This is a genomic window from Empedobacter sp. UBA7620 (genome assembly GCF_002484185.1).
In the GTDB taxonomy this organism is placed as follows: Bacteria; Bacteroidota; Bacteroidia; order Flavobacteriales; family Weeksellaceae; genus Empedobacter; species Empedobacter falsenii_C.
In genome coordinates this window covers 58,883-77,968 of sequence record NZ_DLJI01000032.1, presented here as the reverse complement: position 1 = coordinate 77,968, position 19,086 = coordinate 58,883, and the positions used below count along the sequence as shown (strand labels likewise).

Sequence of the window (19,086 nt, the reverse complement as noted above, 5' to 3'; positions counted from 1 at the left end):
TAAAATTATTTTTTTTCAATCCGTATTTTTGCAACAAATTTCAACGATTGAAAACGGATCTTTTATTAATCACACCACCTTTTACGCAATTAAATACACCATATCCTGGAACAGTTTATTTAAAAGGATTTCTAAACACACTTTCATATTCAACTTTTCAAGCTGATTTAGGTTTAGATGTCATCTTACAATTATTCTCAAGAAAAGGTTTAATTGATTTATTTCAATTTATTCAAAATCAAGAAATTGAATTAGGTGATAATAGTAAAAGAATGGTGATGTTAAGCGATGAATATATCGCAACTATTGATCCTGTTATTCGATTTCTACAAGGTAAAAATTCGACTTTAGCTGATTCTATTGTTCAAGATGGATATTTACCAGAAGCTTCTCGTTTTGCTGAGGTTGAAGATTTGGAATGGGCCTTTGGTTCGATGTCTTTTCAAGATAAAGCGAAGCATTTGGCAACTTTATATTTAGAAGATTTATCCGATTTAATTATTGAAGCGGTTGACGAAAATTTTGGTTTTTCTCGTTATGCTGAACGTTTGGGAAGATCAGCAAATTCTTTTGATGAATTGTATCAAGAATTAGCGAAAGATCCAACTTATATTGATAAAATAACACTTTCGGAATTAGAGAAATTAATTCAGAAAACGAATCCAAAAATGATTGGTTTTTCGGTTCCTTTTCCTGGAAATTTATATTCAGCTTTCCGTTGTGCACAATATATTAAAGCAAATTATCCTGAAATTGTGGTGGATATGGGAGGTGGTTTTCCGAATACGGAATTACGTTCTTTAAGCGATCTACGAGTATTTGAGTTTTTCGATTTTATTACATTAGATGATGGTGAAGCACCAACTGAACAATTGTTAAAATACATCAATCAAGAAGTTGAAATTTCTGATTTGAAAAGAACTTTTGCCCTTCAAAATCAACAAGTTTCTTATATCAACAATCAAACTGTTCGCGATTATAAATTTAGCGAAGTTGGAACGCCAGATTATACGGATATCAAATTAGATCAATATATTTCTGTCATCGAAGTGGTTAATCCAATGCATCGTTTGTGGAGTGATGGACGTTGGAATAAGCTGACGATGGCGCATGGTTGTTATTGGGGAAAATGTACGTTTTGTGATATTTCGTTAGATTATATCAAAATTTATGAACCAATTGCAGCAAAACAAATTGTGGACAGAATGGAAGAGTTGATTGAAAGAACTCAAAATACAGGTTTTCATTTTGTGGATGAAGCTGCTCCACCAGCATTAATGCGAGAAGTTGCGTTAGAAATTCTTCGAAGAAAATTGACCGTAACGTGGTGGACAAATATAAGATTCGAGAAAAGTTTTACATACGATTTGTGTCGATTACTAAAAGCTTCGGGCTGTATTGCGGTTTCTGGAGGTTTGGAAGTGGCTTCGGATCGATTGTTAAAACTGATTGATAAAGGTGTAACGGTGGAACAAGTTGCCATTGTAAATCGCAATTTTACAGAAGCTGGAATTATGGTTCATGCGTATTTGATGTATGGTTTTCCAACGCAAACGAAGCAAGAAACTATTGATAGTTTGGAAATGGTTCGTCAAATGTTCGAATTGGGAATTCTTCAATCAGGATTTTGGCATCAATTTGCGATGACAGCACATAGTCCAGTTGGATTGAATCCAGAGAAATATCAAGTGATTAATCACAGTACTGAATTAGGAACTTTTGCGAATAATGATATGATTCACGAAGAAAAATCAGGCTTAATTCATGATCAATTTTCGTATGGATTAAAGAAATCATTGTTTAACTATATGCACGGTGTTGGTTTTGAGTTGTCGCTGAATGAATGGTTTGATTTTAAAGTTCCGAGAACGTCAATTCAACCAAATTATATTGAAACAGTTTTAAATAATGAAACTTTCATAACGCATAAACCAACGCAAAAAGTAGTTTGGTTAGGAGGGAAGCCTCAAATAGAATTTGTTACGAAAACCAAAAAAGGGAAGACTTTTGAGAATACTGTTTTACAATTTCATACCAAACAAGATTGTCTTGAAATTGTTGTGGACAAAGAGATTGGAGAATGGTTGGTTGATTTTGTACAACATCTAAAAGAAAGTCCAAAAGCAGTTTCGTATCTACAAATGAAACAAAGTTTTGAAGAAAAAATACAAACTGATTTTGAGATTTTTATCTATTCAAAACAAGCCGAAAAATTAAAAGAAACAGTTTTACTAATTGTATAAACATAAAAAAAACCTTGAATTATTCAAGGTTTTTTTGGTAAATATGAATTTGTATTAATTTTGATCAAATGATTTTAAAGAACCATATGTTTGTGTTTTTATACTTACAAATCTAATTTGCTAAATAACGTTATACAATCACTGAAAATAGGGAGTTTGTTTAATTTGTATTGTGCCTTAAAGTTGATAATATATTTAAAGTGTATTTTGTACAATCAAAAAATGTTTCTATCTTTGAGATAACCACAGAAAAGAAATGCAAAAAATTAAGGAAAATATTAAACCTTTATTTGTTGGAATGAATAAGCAAACTTCTGCTTTACTTTCCAAAATTGTATTTGCTCAATATTCACACTAGAATATTGCAGATTATTTGTTGACGAATCTCGTCATCTATCTACCTTTTCATCAAAATAACAAACAAAATACGATATGCCACTTTATCATCATTTGGGAGAATTCCCACAAAAGCGACATACGGTATTCCGAAAACCAAATGGAGAATTATATGCAGAAGAATTAGTTTCTACGCATGGATTTTCGAGTACGTATTCCAATGTTTACCACTGTTATCCGCCAACTTTGGTAAAAGCGATTAGCGAACCTTATTCGGTAGAACCTAAGATTGCTCGCGCAAAACATTTAAAACATACATCTTTAAAAGGTTCCAAAGTAAAACCAACGAAAGATTATTTAGAATCTCGTGTGCCAGTTTTGGTTAACAATGATTTGCATATTTCATTGGCTGCGCCACAAGAATCAATGACTGATTATTTCTATAAAAATTCGATGGCGGATGAAGTAATTTTTATACACGAAGGTTCTGGAGTTCTGAAAACTGGTTATGGACAAATTGAATTTGAATATGGAGATTATTTAGTGATTCCACGCGGAATCATTTATCAGCTTCATTTTAATGATTCTAATAACCGATTGTTTATTACAGAATCATTTAGTCCAGTTGAAACACCTCGTCGTTATCGCAATCATTTTGGTCAATTAATGGAACATTCGCCTTTTTGTGAGCGCGATATTAAACGTCCTCAAAATCTTGAAACCAATGATGAACACGGAGATTTCAAGATTATGATCAAAAAAGAAGGATTAATTTATCCATATGTTTATGGAACCCATCCTTTTGATTTTGTAGGTTGGGATGGTTATCATTATCCATGGGCTTTTTCTATTCATAATTTCGAGCCAATTACAGGACGTATTCATCAACCGCCACCTGTTCATCAAACTTTCGAAGGTGCAGGTTTTGTAATTTGTAGTTTTGTTCCACGTCTTTTTGATTATCATCCGAATGCGATTCCAGCGCCTTATAATCACAGTAACGTAGACTCTGATGAGATTTTATATTATGTGGATGGAGATTTTATGTCTAGAAAATCGGTTGAGAAAGGGCAAATTACATTACATCCAGCTGGGATTCCACATGGACCACATCCTGGAACAGTTGAAAAATCAATTGGAGCGAAAGAAACACACGAATTAGCAGTGATGATTGATCCTTTTCGTCCATTGATGTTAACTGAACAAGCGTTAGAAATAGAAGATCCAAATTATTATAAATCTTGGCTTTATTAAGAGATTTTAATTTTGTTCTAAGTTCTAAGTTCTAAGTTCTAAGTTCGTTGTTATTCTGAGCTTGTCGAAGAATCTAAGACAGGATTTAATAAAAGTCATTATGAACTTGATTCAAAATCAAATATTTTAAATAAATAGAAGCTGAATAAATCATATACAGTAAAACTTAATACATTTTACTTTTTACATAATACATAAAAATAAAAACACAATAAAAATGAGTACACAAACATTTGCAGAAAAAATAGCATTAGCACAAGATTTTCTTCCAATTAATGGAACAGATTATATCGAGTTTTATGTTGGTAATGCAAAACAATCTGCACATTATTACAAAACAGCTTTCGGATTTCAGGAAGTTGCGTATGCAGGGCCAGAAACAGGAGTGAGAGATAGAGCTTCTTATGTTTTACAACAAGGGAAGATTCGTTTGGTATTAACTTCTGGTTTAAAATCAGATTCTCCAATTTGTCAACATGCAATGAAACATGGCGATGGGGTTAAAATTTTGGCACTTTGGGTGGATGATGCATACGATGCTTTTGAACAAACAACGAAACGTGGAGGAAAACCGTATATGGAGCCAACTACGATTACAGATGAGTTTGGTGAAGTAAAAATGTCTGGAATTTATACATATGGTGAAACGATTCATATGTTTATTGAGCGTAAAAATTATGAAGGTCCTTTTATGCCCGGTTATGTGAAATCTGAATCAACATATCAACCAACAGATTGTGGTTTATTGTATGTGGATCATTGCGTTGGTAATGTAGGTTGGAATCGCATGAACGAGGCAGTTGCTTGGTATCAAGATGTAATGGGATTTGTAAATATTTTATCATTTGATGACAAACAAATCAATACAGAATATTCAGCATTAATGTCGAAAGTGATGAGTAACGGAAATGGTTATTCAAAATTCCCTATTAATGAGCCTGCAGAAGGTCAAAAGAAATCTCAAGTTGAAGAATATTTAGATTTTTACGAAGGAGAAGGTGTGCAGCATATTGCAGTTGCAACTAAGGATATTGTAAAAACTGTTACAGAGCTTAAATCTCGCGGAGTTGAGTTTTTATCTGCGCCACCAGAGGCTTATTACGATATGATTCCAGAACGTGTGGGTGAAATTGATGAGGATATCAAGAAGTTACAAGATTTAGGAATTTTGGTTGATTGTGATGAAGAAGGTTATTTGTTACAAATTTTTACAAAACCAGTCGAAGATCGTCCAACATTATTCTACGAAATTATCGAGCGTCATGGAGCGCAATCGTTTGGAGCAGGAAATTTCAAAGCATTGTTTGAAGCCTTAGAAAGAGAACAAGAACGTCGAGGAAATTTATAAATAGATATTTTTAAAAGCCATTGGATTATTTCTAATGGCTTTTTTCTTAATCAAATCTTAAGTTTTGCGTAAGCAGGTTTCAAATACATTTGTTCAATAAAATGAATGTGAAAATGAACCAAATTAAAACAAAAACGATACTAATGAATTGTGTATTACTTTCAATATTTTCGATAAAAGGAAATGCACAAGATACAATTCAGCAAACTAAAACGGATTCAATTCAACTTGATTCTATTCCAAAGCAAACATTTAATCCAGAAGATAAAGTTTATCATTTTAACGCCAAAAAGTTGATTATTCCTGCGACTTTAATTACATATGGAAGTTTGAGTTTGGCAATTCCAGCGTTGGATAATTTGAATAAATCTACTCAAAATGAAATTTTAGAAGATAAAACAAAAGGAAATAAATTTGATAATTATACACAATATTTACCTGCTGCAGCGGTCTATGGATTGAACTTAGCTGGCGTTCAAGGGAAACATAATTTACGAGATCGGACAATAATTTTTGCAACTTCTCAAATCATTAATACAGGTTTGGTGATGGGATTAAAGCACACTGTACAAGAAGAAAGACCCGATGGTACAAACAATCTTTCTTTTCCCTCTGGACATACGGCAAATGCGTTTTCTACGGCTCAATTTATGTTTCGAGAATATCAAGATTCTAATTTTTGGTTGAGTTTAGCTGGATTTCCTTTGGCTGCTTTTACGGGTGTTTATCGTGTTATCAACAATCGTCATTGGGTTGGAGATGTTGTTGCTGGAGCGGGAATAGGAATTTTATCGACGGAATTGGCGTATTGGTTATTTCCTACGATTAACAATTGGTTTTCTCCAAAAAATAAAGAATCTAAAGTCGCAACAATGGTTTTTCCTGTTTATCAAAATAATCAAGCGGGAATTGGTTTGGTGATGAGATTTTAGTTATTTATAACCATATTTCGACCTTTTAAATAATATAAAATAGAACCTAAATACGGAATTAATACTACAACAAAAATCCATAGAAATTTTGTTTTTAAATTTCTAAACTGATGTGTAATAATATGTATTAAACACATTATTGGTAAAAAGGCCATTGTTAATGCAAAAAGAAACCATATCCCAACAAAAATATCTTCCATTGTTTAATTAATTTGCATAAAACTAATGAATATTTCAACTAACATTCATTAGTTTTTATAAAAAATCATTATCTTCAACGCTCAAAACTGCAAACAAATAAAATGAAGAATATAGAACTAACGATTCCAAAATTGGGAGAAAGTGTTGAGTCTGTACAATTGGTTCGTTTTACAAAAAACATTGGTGATTTCATTCAAGAGGATGAAGTAATTGCCGAAGTTTCGACGGATAAAGTAGATTCTGATGTGCCTTCTACAATTACTGGAAAGATTATTGAGTTTAGATTTAATGAAGGAGATGAAATAAAAATCGGAGAAGTTTTCGCTTTAATTGAGCCTTCAGAAAATCAACAACAATCAGCTCAAAAAACTGAAAATGTTGAAGAAAAAAAGATTGAGACTGTTACAACTTCACAAACTATAAATTCAATCGATACAAATCAATTTTTATCACCTTTGGTAAAAAGTATCATGCAAAAAGAAAATCTTCAATCATCTGATATTTTACAAATAAAAGGTTCTGGTCGTGATGGGAGAATTTCGAAGAATGATGTATTGAATTATATCCAAAATAAACTATTTACATCTAATAATTCAAGCAATACTTTAATTGAGAATAATGTAGTTTCAAGCTCTTCTTTTGGAGCGAAAGATGAAATCATTGAGATGGATAAAATGCGTCAATTGATTTCGAAACACATGAAAAAGAGTAAACAAACTTCGCCTCATGTGACGGCTTATGTAGAACCTGATGTTACTAATTTTGTGAAATGGCGCGAAGAAAATAAGGCTGCTTTTGAAGCAAAATATAAACAAAAATTAACGTTTACGCCGTTAATTGTAGATTGTGTTGTTCGTGCAATAAAAAATTTTCCAATGGTTAATGTATCGGTTGATGAAACTGAGACTAAAATCATCAAACACAATGAGATAAATATTGGAATTGCAACTGCTTTGCCAAGTAATAATTTGATTGTTCCTGTTATTCATCAAGCTAATGAATTGAATTTAGAAGGTTTAGCAAAAGCTGTAAATTCTATTGTAGATAAAGCGAGAAACAACAAACTTTCGCCAGATGATGTTCGTGGAGGAACGTTCACAATAAGTAACGTGGGAACTTTTGGTAATTTAATGGGAACGCCAATCATCAATCAACCAGAAGTGGCAATTTTAGCGACTGGTGTGATCAAGAAAAAACCTGCGGTTTTGGAAACTGAATTTGGAGATATTATCGTGGCAAGACAATTTATGTATTTGTCACTTTCGTTTGATCATCGTGTGATAGACGGATCTTTGGGAGGCGTTTTCTTGAAACGAATTTCAGATTATATGGAGAATTGGGATGTTAACACGCAAATTTAATCAGAATGGAAACCATATTATCAACAACAATATTACTTAAAAAAGCATACGAATTATTGGTTACTGCAAAATCTTTAACCGAATTATACGAAGAAAATAAAGCTGTAACAAGCAAATATGTACACGCAACTGCGCGTGGACACGAAGCAATTCAAATTGCAACAGGATTACAATTATTACCACAAGATTACTTAAGTGCATATTACCGAGACGATGCAATGTTATTATCAATAGGAATAACACCTTATGAATTGATGTTGCAATTATTGGCAAAACGTGATGATATTTTTTCTGGAGGAAGAACGTATTATTCTCATCCTAGTTTGCGTCGTGATAATATGCCAAAAATTCCGCATCAAAGTAGTGCAACTGGAATGCAAGCGATTCCAACAACAGGAATTGCGATGGGAATGCAATACAAAGAGTTAGAAGGTCTTTGTGACGAAAAAGTAAAACCAATTTCGGTTTGTTCGTTAGGAGATGCGTCTTGTACAGAAGGCGAAGTGGCAGAAGCTTTCCAAATGGCAGCTTTGAAACAATTACCAATTTTATATTTGGTTCAAGATAATGAATGGGATATTTCGGCATCGGCAGATGAAATTCGTGCGCAGGATATTTCTCATTATGCGAAAGGTTTCAATGGTTTGGAAGTTTTTGTGGTTGATGGAACAGATTTCTTGGCTTCTTATGAAACGGTTCAACGTGCAATTGAAATTATTCGTACAGAACGTCGTCCGATTTTAGTTCATGCAAAAGTTCCTTTATTGAATCATCATACATCTGGCGTTCGTAAAGAATGGTACAGAGATGATTTGGAGGAAGCACAATCTCGTGATCCTTATGATAAATTAAAAAATACGTTATTAAATGAAGGTTTCGATGAAAATGATTTAATCGAAATTGAGAATAAGATAAGAGAACAAGTACAGACTGAATATCAAGAAGCCTTAAAAGCAGAAGATCCTCGTCCTGAAGATTTATATACGCATGTTTTTGCGTCAACACCGATTACAGAAGAAAAAGGAAATCGTTCTCCAGAAGGAAAAGAAAAAACAGTAATGGTAGATTCTGCATTGTTTGCGATTCGTGAATTAATGGCAGAGCATCCAGAAGCTTTATTATATGGACAAGATGTTGGGTTGCGTTTAGGTGGAGTTTTTCGTGAAGCGGCAACTTTAGCAAAACAATATGGTAAAAATCGTGTATTTAACACACCAATTCAAGAAGCGTTTATAATTGGATCTACAGTTGGAATGTCTGCAGCTGGCTTAAAACCAATTGTTGAGGTGCAATTTGCAGATTATATTTGGCCAGGTCTTAATCAATTGTTTACAGAAGTGGCGCGTTCTAATTATTTATCAAACGGTAAATGGCCAGTTTCGANNATTTTACGTGTACCAATTGGTGCGTACGGAAGCGGAGGTCCTTATCATTCAAGTTCAGTAGAAAGTGTTTTGACGAATATCAAAGGAATTAAAATTGCATATCCATCTACTGGAGCGGATTTGAAAGGCTTGATGAAAGCAGCATATTATGATCCAAATCCTGTGGTAATGTTAGAACACAAAGGGTTGTATTGGAGTAAAATAAAAGGAACAGAAGATGCGGCGACTGTTGAGCCAGACGAAGATTATGTATTGCCTTTTGGTAAAGCACGTGAAGTTTTAACAGCTGAATCTTCTCAAAATCATAATTCTGTTTCAATTATTACATACGGAATGGGAGTGTATTGGGCGAAACAAGCGGCAAAAGATTTTCCTAATCAAGTCGAAATTATTGATTTAAGAACTTTAGTTCCGTTAGACGAGGAGTCAATCTTTAATAGTGTAAAAAAACACAATCGTTGTATTGTTTTGACAGAAGAAGCGAAGCAAAACTCTTTTGCACAGAGCATTGCAGGCTTAATTAATGAAGAATGTTTTGAGTACTTAGATGCTCCAATTCGTGTGTTAGGAGCACAAGATATGCCAGCAATTCCATTAAATTCCACTTTAGAAGCAGAAATGTTACCAAATGCTGAAAAATTAAAAACATTGATTAATAGTATTTTATCCTATTAAAAAGGCAATAATTAATAATAATTGTATTTTTTACACTAAAAAAACTAACGTTTGTTAGTTTTTTTGTTTTTTTTGATTAAATTTGTTATTATCAAAAATCAAAATCTGCAAAAATTATGATATTTAATCCCGAGATAGAACAAATGCCAATTGAAAAATTGCGCGTTCTTCAAAACGAAAGACTTCAAAACATGTTACAAAAAGTGTATAACAGAGTACCTTTTTACAAAGAAGCATTTGATGCAGCTGGAATAAAGCCAGAAGACATCAAAGGTGTTGAAGATCTACACAAATTACCTTTCACCAAAAAAACACATTTAAGAGAGAACTATCCGTTCGGATTATTTGCAGAACCAAAGAGCAACGTAATCCGTTTACATTGTTCAAGCGGCACAACAGGAAAACCAACTGTTGTAGGTTATACCAAAAACGACATCGAATTATTTTCAGAAGTAGTAGCACGTTCTTTAGCAGCTTCTGGATGCGAACCAGGAATGACATTACAAAATGCCTATGGTTATGGTTTGTTTACAGGAGGTTTGGGATTACATTATGGAGCAGAAAAATTAGGAATGACAGTTGTTCCTATTTCTGGTGGAAATACTGAAAAACAAATCATGTTGTTGAAAGATTTTCAAGCTGATGCTATTTGTGCAACACCATCGTATGCATTAACAGTAGCAGAGGAAATCAAAAAAAGAGGAGAATCGTTAGAAAGCTTAAACCTTAAGTTTGCGATTTTAGGATCAGAACCTTGGTCAGAAGCATTACGTCAAGAAGTAGAAGGAAGTTTAAACATCAAAGCGTCTAATATCTATGGATTGAGCGAAATTATCGGACCTGGTGTGTCTAACGAAGATTACGAAGAGCAAGGAACAGGATCTTACATTTGGGAAGATCATTTCTTTCCAGAAATTGTAGACGAGAAAACAGGTGAGCCTGTACCTTACGGACAACCTGGAGTTTTAGTGATTACAACGTTAACAAAAGAAGCTTTACCATTGGTGCGTTATTGGACTGGAGATATTACAACCCTTACGTACGAACATTCTAAGAAAAGAACACATATCAAAATGGGACCGATTATTGGTCGTGCAGATGATATGATGATTATTAGAGGTGTAAATTTCTTTCACACGCAAATCGCTGATTTTATTCCAGAATTCCCAGAATTATCACCAAATTATCAAGTAGTTTTAACAAAACCTAAAAATATGGATGCTGTAGAAGTTGGATTTGAAATTAATCCTGACTATTTTGCAAGCCAAGGTTTCACTTGTGATAATTTGAACGACGAATCTAATCATGCATGTTGCAAATTAATCTCTAACATTCACAAAAAGATTAGAGACAATATTGGATTAGGAATGAATGTTAAATTGTATCAAGTTGATGGACTTCCGAAAAGTGAAGGAGGAAAATTAAACCGAATCATCGATAACAGACATTTATAAATATATGCCTAAACAAAGTAAAAAAGAACTGATTATTCAAGAAGCTGCATTAATCTTTAAACAAAAAGGATATTCGGCTACATCAATGCGCGAACTGGCTGAAAAAGTTGGAATGGAAGCGGCAAGTTTATACAATCACATTCGTTCGAAAGACGAAATTTTAGAAGAGATTTGTTTTAAAGTTGCCAATCAATATGTTTCTCACATTAGTTCGATTGAAGATACTGACGAATCAAATGTTCAGAAATTGAGAGATTTAATTCAATTACACGTCAGAATGATTATTGATGAGCCAAACGAAGTTTCTGTTGCAAATAATGATTGGAAAAATCTTTCGGATACGAAAAAAGAATTGTACAAAACAATTCGAAAAGGATACGAAAAAAGAATCGCTAATCTTATTAAAGCAGGAATTGCAGCAGGCGAATTTAAAGACTTGAATGTTTCGGTTGCTTTATTTACTTTATTATCATCATTACGTTGGATAGAATTGTGGTACAAACCTGGACGAGATATCTCACCAGAGCAATTAGAAAATGACTTAATGACACTATTAATTAACGGATTTCAAAAATAATATGGCTATAAATTTTCACCAATTACGCGTTAAAAATGTAAAAAAGGAAACACCAGATTGTGTATCCGTTACATTTGAAGTGCCAGAAGAATTAAACCAAGAATTCAAATTCAAACATGGTCAATATTTAACGTTCAAAAATCTTCACAATAACGAAGAAATTAGACGTTCTTACTCAATTTGTTCAAGTCCTTTGGATAATGAATTAAGAGTTGCTGTAAAGAAAATTGAGGATGGAATTTTCTCGACATTTGTTAACGATACAATCAAAGTTGGCGATGTTCTTGATGTAATGACTCCACAAGGAAATTTCTTTACAGAAGTACACGAAGACAACAAAAAATTATATGTAGGAATTGTGGCGGGATCAGGAATTACACCAGTACTTTCGATTATCAAAACAGTTCTACAAACAGAACCTAACAGTCAATTTGTGCTGTTATATGGAAACAGAAACAAAGGTTCGATTATTTTTAAAGAAGAAATTGAAGCATTAAAAAATAGATACATGGAACGCATTAGCGTTTACAATATCTTGAGTCGCGAAACGGCTGATGCTGAGATTTTGAGTGGTCGTATTGATAAAGCAAAAATTGAATATTTCTTGCAAAATATCATCGATCCAAAAGAAGTAAGCGAAGTTTTCCTTTGTGGACCAGAAGAAATGATTTTAAGCGGTCGTGACGCTTTTGTAGAAGCAGGAGTTGATGCAAAACATTTGCATTTCGAGTTATTCTATAGTGCATCTGCAGAAGCGAAAAAGGTAGAGCGTCAAAAAGCTGTAAAACAATCAGATGACACAATGAGTAAAGTTACCATCAAATTAGATGCAACAGCTTTACAGATTGATTTGGGTTACAATGGCGACACAATCTTAGATGCGGCTTTACAAAACGGAGCTGATTTACCTTATGCTTGTAAAGGTGGTGTTTGCGCAACTTGTAAGTGTAAAGTAGAGAAGGGTGAGGTAGAAATGGACATCAACTACTCACTTGAGCCAGATGAATTAGAAAGAGGATTTGTATTAGCGTGTCAAGCGCATCCTCGTTCTGCAGAAGTAGTGGTAGATTTTGATGCCAAATAATCAACTTTAAAAACGTTTAGAAATGAGTGCAAAAGAAATTGATTTTCAAGAAATTTTCGATAATAAGATTGAAAATGAAGTTCGTATCGAACCAAAAGACTGGATGCCAGACGCATACCGCAAAACATTAATTAGACAAATCTCTCAACATGCTCACTCAGAAATTGTTGGGATGTTACCAGAAGCAAACTGGATTACAAGAGCACCTTCGTTAAATAGAAAGAAAATTTTATTAGCGAAAGTTCAAGACGAAGCTGGTCACGGATTATACTTATACTGTGCAGCAGAAACGTTAGGTGTTTCTCGTATCCAAACTTTAAATGATTTACATTCAGGTAAAGCAAAATATTCATCAATCTTCAATTATCCAACCCTTACTTGGGCAGATATTGGAATGATTGGTTGGTTGGTAGATGGAGCTGCGATTTTGAATCAAGTTCCATTATGTAGAACTTCTTATGGACCTTATGCTCGCGCAATGGTACGTGTTTGTAAAGAAGAATCTTTCCACCAAAGACAAGGTTACGAAGCATTAGTGGTATTATCAAAAGGAACACCAGAACAAAAAGCGATGTTGCAAGATGCAATGAATCGTTGGTGGTGGCCTACATTAATGATGTTTGGACCAAAAGATGAAGAATCATCAAACTCAGAATTATCAATGAAATGGAGAATCAAACGTTTCTCGAATGACGAATTACGTCAACGTTTCGTAGATATTTCTATTCCTCAAGCCGAATATTTAGGATTAACTATTCCAGATCCAGATCTAAAATTCAACGAAGAAACAGGTCACTACGAATTCGGAGAAATTGATTGGGAAGAATTCTGGAATGTTGTGAAAGGAAACGGTAAATGTAACAAACAACGTTTGGATGCTCGCCGTAACGCACACAACGAAGGAGCTTGGGTTCGTGATGCTGCTACAGCTTACCACGAAAAAAGAAAACAAAGAGAATTAGAAAAAGAACAACGCAAAAACGCATAAAAAGATGGAAAATAGAGATTGGCCTTTATGGGAAGTATTCATTAGAAGTAAACAAGGGTTAGACCACAAACACGTTGGGAGCTTACATGCTGCTGATGCTACAATGGCACTAGAAAATGCACGTGATGTATATACACGTCGTTTAGAAGGTGTGAGTATTTGGGTGGTAGAATCTGCTAATATCCATGCTTCTAATCCTGATGAAGCGGAACAATTTTTTGATCCTGCAGAAGACAAAGTTTACCGTCATCCAACTTTTTATGATGTACCAGAAGAAATTAAAAACATGTAATTTATGACAAGTACAGTTTATCAAAACAATCAAAATTACATCGATTTTATCTTGCATTTAGCGGATACAAATCTAATTTTGGCACAACGTTTATGCGAATGGTGTGGTCATGGTCCAATTTTAGAACAAGACATTGCAATGTCTAATATGGCGTTGGATTTATTAGGTCAAACATCTAATTATTATGACTATGCGGCTGAAATGATCGGGAATGGAGCAACTGAAGATACGTTAGCAATGTTACGTGAAGAGCGTGAATATAAAAACTTATTGTTAGTTGAATTACCAAACGGACATTTCGGAGACACAGTTGCACGTCAGTTCTTTTACGATTCTTACCACGCGTTATTGTTAGAGCAATTCTTGAAAGTGAAAGATCTTAAATTACAAGCCATCGCTGAAAAATCATTGAAAGAGGTAAAATATCACTTAAAATGGTCATCAGAATGGATGATTCGTTTAGGAGACGGAACACAAGAATCTCACGATAAAATTCAGGAAGCTGTAAACAATATTTTACCTTACGTAAAAGAAGCATTTTTATTAGCGCCTTACCAAAAAGCTTTAGTTGAAGAAGGATTAATTTCAAGTCCAGAAGAATTTCAGGCAACTTGGTTAGCAAATGTAAAAGCAATTTTAGAAGAAGCGACAATCGAAGCTGATGTAGAAAATGCATTTGTACAAAAAGGAGGTAAAGAAGGTGTTCACACAGAGCATTTAGGATTTATCTTAACAGATTTACAATATTTACAAAGAACTTATCCAAATTCGCAATGGTAACCGAAAAAGAAATTTGGCAATACATGGAGGAAGTTGCTGATCCAGAAATTCCTGTGATTAGTGTAATCGATCTTGGTGTTGTGCGTAAAATTGAATTAATTGACCAAGAAAGTGTCAACGTTACAATTACGCCAACCTATTCAGGATGTCCTGCTATGAGTGCAATTTCAATTTCTGTTCGTTTAAAATTAATCGAAAAAGGATTCAAAAATATCAATGTCATTAATCAGTTGAGCCCTTCGTGGTCAACTGATTGGATGACAGAAGAAGGAAAGCAAAAAATGAAGGCTTATGGAATTGCACCGCCAACCAAAAATCCTTCGTCTGATGCGCTTTTTTCGGATGAACAAAATGTAGAATGTCCACAATGTGGCTCTACAGATACCAGACTTATCAGTCAATTTGGTTCTACGGCCTGCAAAGCTATGTATCAATGCAATAGTTGCCACGAACCATTTGATTATTTCAAATGTCATCACTAAAAAATTATGGAAAATTCAACATCAATCCTATACACACAAGAGGGAGGAATTGCTACGATTACGTTGAATCGTCCTTCTGTTTTTAACAGTTTTAATCAGGAAATGATTAAATCTCTTCAACATCATTTGGATGTTGCAGCTCAAGATGTTTCTGTTCGTGCAGTGGTTTTAACTGGAACGGGGAAAGCATTTTGCGCTGGTCAAGATTTAGGCGAAGTTTTAGAAGAAAAAGAAATCGACTTCAATAAAATCGTTCAAGAAAATTACAATCCATTGGTTCTTAAAATTAGAAACATGGATAAACCAGTTGTTGCTGCTGTAAATGGTGTTGCTGCCGGTGCAGGAGCAAATTTAGCTTTGGCTTGTGACATTGTTGTCGCGAAAGAATCGACAAATTTTATTCAAGCTTTTTCTAAAATCGGTTTAATCCCAGATTGTGGGGGAACTTATTTCTTACCACGTTTAATTGGACTTCAAAAAGCAACAGCTTTAATGATGCTTGCTGATAAAGTTTCTGCAGCTCAAGCAAAAGAAATCGGAATGATTTATGAGTTTTTTGCTGATGATATTTTCGATGCTGAAGTTGCAAATATTGCTGATAAATTAGTGAATCTTCCAACAAAAGGTTTGGCTTATACAAAGAAATTATTGAATCAAACATTTAATAATTCGATCGAAGAACAATTAATACAAGAAGGATTATTTCAAGCTAAATCAGGGAATACATCGGATTATCAAGAAGGTGTAGACGCATTTATCGAGAAAAGAAATCCTGTTTTTAAAGGAGAGTAAGAAATGAAAAAAATAGGAATTATTGGTGGTGGAGCAATGGGTTCTGGAATTGCGCAAGTTTTTGCTCAATCTGGTCATCCAGTTGTTTTATATGACACAAATAAAGAAGCTTTAGATCGTTCAAAACAAAACTTAGCGAAGACTTTCGAGAAGTTAGTGGCGAAAGAAAAATATACTGCTGAAAAAGCACAAGAAATTCAAAATAATATCGAATATGCAGATAGTTTAACAGCTTTTGCATCGATCGATTTAATGATTGAAGCAATTATTGAAAACTTAGATATCAAAAAATCGGTTTTCAAACAAGTGGAAGAAATCGTTTCTGACGAATGTATTTTAGCGTCAAATACTTCTTCATTATCAATCGCATCAATCGCATCTGCTTGTTCAAAACCAGAACGTGTAATTGGAATTCACTTTTTCAACCCTGCGCCATTAATGGCTTTGGTAGAAATTATTCCAGCCGTACAAACACGTGAAGGAGTAGCAGACGAAGTAAAAGCCTTGATTCAATCTGTTGGTAAATTACCAGTCATCACAAAAGATACACCAGGATTTATTGTAAATCGTGTGGCTCGTCCATTCTACAGCGAATCGATTCGTTTATTAGAAGAAGGCGTAGCCGATGCAGAAACAATCGATTTTGCAATGACTTCTGTTGGAGGTTTCCGTATGGGACCTTTCGAATTAATGGATTTTATCGGTCATGATGTGAATTATCGTGTAACCGAATCTGTTTTCGAATCATTCTTTTATGATCCTCGTTTCAAACCATCTTTTTCTCAAAAACGTTTATTCGAAGCGGGATATTACGGACGTAAATCTGGTCGTGGATTCTACAATTATGCAGAAGGAGTGGAGAAAAAAGCACCATCTCAAGATCAAGCTTTATTAGAAAAAATCTACAAACGCGTTTTAGTGATGTTAATCAACGAAGCAGCTGATGCTTTATTTTTAAACATTGCAAACCGTGAAGATTTAGATACAGCGATGACAAAAGGTGTAAATTATCCAAAAGGATTATTGAAATGGGCGGATGAATATGGTTTGGAAAAAGTACAAGACGATTTAGATGAATTGTACAATTATTACCACGAAGACCGTTATCGTTTAAGTCCAATTATCAGAAATTACGTCAAAGAAAACAAAACATTCTACTAAAAAAATATCAAAACATGGAACCACAAAAGTTATTAAATGCAATGCTTGATCACGATAAATTTAGTGAATGGTTAGGTTTAGAAGTAATTGAAGTTAGAGAAGGATATGCAAAATTACAAGCAGCAATTCGTCCAGAAATGATGAACGGAGTAGGTTCTGTTCACGGAGGCGTTACTTTTGCGATGGCAGATTCTGCGTTTGCTTTTTCGTGCAATATGTACAATAATATTTCAGTTGCTTTAGATGTTCATATTTCATTTACGAAAGCTGGACACGAAGGTGATGTATTTACAATCGAATCGCAAGAAGTTTCTTCGACAAAAAGAACAGGTATTTACGATATCAAAGTTACGAATCAAAACAATGAGTTAATTGCTTTATTTAAAGGAACTTGTTTCAGAACAGGTAAACCTTTGATTGAAGAGTAAAATGTTATAAGTTCTACGTTATAAGTTCTTTGAACGTTAAGCGTAAAACGTATCACGTAAAACGTATAAAAATGAACCAAACATATATTATAGATGGAGTTAGAACTCCAATTGGTAAATTAAAAGGTGGATTATCAGCTGTTCGTCCAGACGATATGGGCGCAATGGTAATCGCCGAATTATTAAAAAGAAATCCATCAATCGATCCTGCTGCATTTTACGATGTAATTTTAGGAAATGCAAATCAAGCAGGAGAGGATAACCGTAATATTGCACGTATGTCGGCTTTGTTATCAGGATTACCTTATACAGTTCCGGGTGAAACGGTAAACCGTTTATGTGCTTCTGGATTATCGGCTGCAATTGCTGCATCAAGAGCAATTCAAGTTGGTGATGCACAATTAATGATTTCTGGTGGAGCAGAATCGATGACACGTGCCCCTTTAGTAGTTTCTAAATCAGCTTCTCCATTTGGTGGTGATGCGCAAATTTATGATTCAACTTTTGGTTGGCGTTTTATCAACCCTAAAATGAAAGAAATGTGGGGTGTTGATGGAATGGGAAATACAGCAGAAAATTTGGCGGAGCGTGATAATATTTCGCGTGAAGATCAAGATTTATTTGCCGTTTGGTCGCAACAAAAAACGGCTGCTGCACAAGCTAATGGACGTTTAGCGAAAGAGATTGTTCCTGTTATTATTCCACAACGTAAAGGTGATGCAATCATTTTTGATACTGATGAATTCCCAAAGAATAATACAACTATGGAGATTTTATCAAAGTTACGTCCAGCTTTCAAAGCAGATGGTACAGTAACTGCTGGTAATGCATCTGGTCTTAATGATGGTGCAGCTGCTAATATTTTAGCTTCAGAACAAGCGATTAAAGATTTTGGTTTAACACCAATGGCTCGTATTGTTTCTTCTGGTGTTGCAGGTGTTGAGCCTCGTATCATGGGGATTGGTCCAGTTAATGCAACGAAAATTGCGTTAGAAAAAGCTGGTTTAACAATGAATGATATTGATATTATCGAATTAAACGAAGCTTTCGCAGCACAGTCTTTAGCATGTACGCGTGCCTTAGGTTTAGCGGATAACGATTCTCGTATTAATCCAAATGGTGGAGCAATTGCTTTAGGACATCCACTTGGAATGTCTGGAGCTCGTATCTTAAATTCTGCAGCTTACGAATTACAAGCAACAGGAAAACGTTATGCATTAGTTACAATGTGTATCGGTTTAGGGCAAGGTTATGCCGTAATTATTGAAAGAGCATAAAATAGATTTTAGTATTGAGAAATTAGATCTTAGAAA

18 protein-coding genes are annotated in these 19,086 nt (G+C 34.2%); 17 read left to right on the top strand and 1 reads right to left on the bottom strand.

The features are described 5' to 3' along the window. Nucleotides 1–47 precede the first annotated feature (47 nt). The 4 genes from B2217_RS07750 (at nt 48) to B2217_RS07735 (ending at nt 6,113) form a co-directional block, all read left to right on the top strand. Nucleotides 48–2,243: a B12-binding domain-containing radical SAM protein gene (locus B2217_RS07750; RefSeq protein ID WP_280045714.1), complete on the top strand. Its 2,196-nt coding sequence runs from the start codon at nt 48–50 to the stop codon at nt 2,241–2,243. Between the two features lie 432 nt (nt 2,244–2,675). Continuing rightward, nucleotides 2,676–3,833, top strand: a complete 1,158-nt coding sequence (locus B2217_RS07745) for a homogentisate 1,2-dioxygenase (RefSeq protein WP_291122262.1) — start codon at nt 2,676–2,678, stop codon at nt 3,831–3,833. 217 nt (nt 3,834–4,050) lie between these two features. Further along, complete coding sequence (gene hppD, locus B2217_RS07740; protein WP_125350265.1) at nt 4,051–5,181, top strand: 4-hydroxyphenylpyruvate dioxygenase; 1,131 nt, start codon at nt 4,051–4,053, stop codon at nt 5,179–5,181. A 143-nt stretch (nt 5,182–5,324) separates the two neighbouring features. Beyond that, nucleotides 5,325–6,113 carry a phosphatase PAP2 family protein gene (locus B2217_RS07735; protein ID WP_244958046.1) on the top strand — a complete coding sequence of 263 codons (789 nt, stop codon included), beginning with the start codon at nt 5,325–5,327 and terminating at the stop codon, nt 6,111–6,113. Here the strand turns inward: B2217_RS07735 and B2217_RS16975 are convergent. Further along, nucleotides 6,110–6,250 carry a PLD nuclease N-terminal domain-containing protein gene (locus tag B2217_RS16975; RefSeq protein ID WP_350324676.1) on the bottom strand — a complete coding sequence of 47 codons (141 nt, stop codon included), beginning with the start codon at nt 6,248–6,250 and terminating at the stop codon, nt 6,110–6,112. The two genes, B2217_RS07735 and B2217_RS16975, sit on opposite strands and share 4 nt — an antisense overlap. A 165-nt stretch (nt 6,251–6,415) precedes the next feature. Between B2217_RS16975 and B2217_RS07730 the strand changes: the two genes are divergently transcribed. The 13 genes from B2217_RS07730 (at nt 6,416) to pcaF (ending at nt 19,050) form a co-directional block, all read left to right on the top strand. After that, complete coding sequence (locus tag B2217_RS07730) at nt 6,416–7,675, top strand: dihydrolipoamide acetyltransferase family protein (protein WP_180906683.1); 1,260 nt, start codon at nt 6,416–6,418, stop codon at nt 7,673–7,675. 5 nt (nt 7,676–7,680) lie between these two features. Further along, nucleotides 7,681–9,735, top strand: coding sequence for an alpha-ketoacid dehydrogenase subunit alpha/beta (locus tag B2217_RS07725; RefSeq protein ID WP_291122260.1), 2,055 nt, complete (start codon nt 7,681–7,683; stop codon nt 9,733–9,735). Nucleotides 9,736–9,851: 116 nt separating this feature from the next. Then, on the top strand, nt 9,852–11,189 hold the full coding sequence (locus B2217_RS07720) for a phenylacetate--CoA ligase family protein (protein WP_180906685.1): 1,338 nt from the start codon (nt 9,852–9,854) through the stop codon (nt 11,187–11,189). A gap of 4 nt (nt 11,190–11,193) precedes the next feature. Further along, nucleotides 11,194–11,766 carry a TetR/AcrR family transcriptional regulator gene (locus B2217_RS07715; RefSeq protein ID WP_115000316.1) on the top strand — a complete coding sequence of 191 codons (573 nt, stop codon included), beginning with the start codon at nt 11,194–11,196 and terminating at the stop codon, nt 11,764–11,766. A 1-nt stretch (nt 11,767) separates the two neighbouring features. Then, on the top strand, nt 11,768–12,850 hold the full coding sequence (gene paaE, locus B2217_RS07710) for a 1,2-phenylacetyl-CoA epoxidase subunit PaaE (RefSeq protein ID WP_180906686.1): 1,083 nt from the start codon (nt 11,768–11,770) through the stop codon (nt 12,848–12,850). Nucleotides 12,851–12,872: 22 nt separating this feature from the next. Next, nucleotides 12,873–13,838, top strand: coding sequence for a 1,2-phenylacetyl-CoA epoxidase subunit PaaA (gene paaA, locus B2217_RS07705; RefSeq protein WP_038335708.1), 966 nt, complete (start codon nt 12,873–12,875; stop codon nt 13,836–13,838). 4 nt (nt 13,839–13,842) lie between these two features. Beyond that, nucleotides 13,843–14,130 (top strand): 1,2-phenylacetyl-CoA epoxidase subunit PaaB, encoded by a 288-nt coding sequence (gene paaB, locus B2217_RS07700; protein ID WP_038335709.1) that lies wholly within the window; start codon nt 13,843–13,845, stop codon nt 14,128–14,130. A 3-nt stretch (nt 14,131–14,133) separates the two neighbouring features. After that, a complete protein-coding gene (gene paaC, locus B2217_RS07695) occupies nt 14,134–14,910 on the top strand; it encodes a 1,2-phenylacetyl-CoA epoxidase subunit PaaC (RefSeq protein WP_280045708.1) in 777 nt (258 codons plus the stop codon). After that, entirely contained in the window at nt 14,904–15,392 is a 489-nt protein-coding gene (gene paaD / locus B2217_RS07690; protein WP_125350273.1) for a 1,2-phenylacetyl-CoA epoxidase subunit PaaD, read from the top strand. Before paaC ends, paaD begins: the two co-directional genes overlap by 7 nt. A 6-nt stretch (nt 15,393–15,398) precedes the next feature. Then, nucleotides 15,399–16,184: an enoyl-CoA hydratase-related protein gene (locus B2217_RS07685; RefSeq protein ID WP_280045705.1), complete on the top strand. Its 786-nt coding sequence runs from the start codon at nt 15,399–15,401 to the stop codon at nt 16,182–16,184. Between the two features lie 3 nt (nt 16,185–16,187). Beyond that, the gene (locus tag B2217_RS07680; RefSeq protein WP_280045702.1) at nt 16,188–17,345 is read left to right on the top strand and encodes a 3-hydroxyacyl-CoA dehydrogenase NAD-binding domain-containing protein; all 1,158 of its coding nucleotides are present in this window, start codon (nt 16,188–16,190) and stop codon (nt 17,343–17,345) included. A gap of 14 nt (nt 17,346–17,359) precedes the next feature. Continuing rightward, nucleotides 17,360–17,773: a hydroxyphenylacetyl-CoA thioesterase PaaI gene (gene paaI, locus B2217_RS07675; protein ID WP_180906691.1), complete on the top strand. Its 414-nt coding sequence runs from the start codon at nt 17,360–17,362 to the stop codon at nt 17,771–17,773. Nucleotides 17,774–17,844: 71 nt separating this feature from the next. After that, the gene (gene pcaF / locus B2217_RS07670; protein WP_280045698.1) at nt 17,845–19,050 is read left to right on the top strand and encodes a 3-oxoadipyl-CoA thiolase; all 1,206 of its coding nucleotides are present in this window, start codon (nt 17,845–17,847) and stop codon (nt 19,048–19,050) included. Nucleotides 19,051–19,086 lie beyond the last annotated feature (36 nt).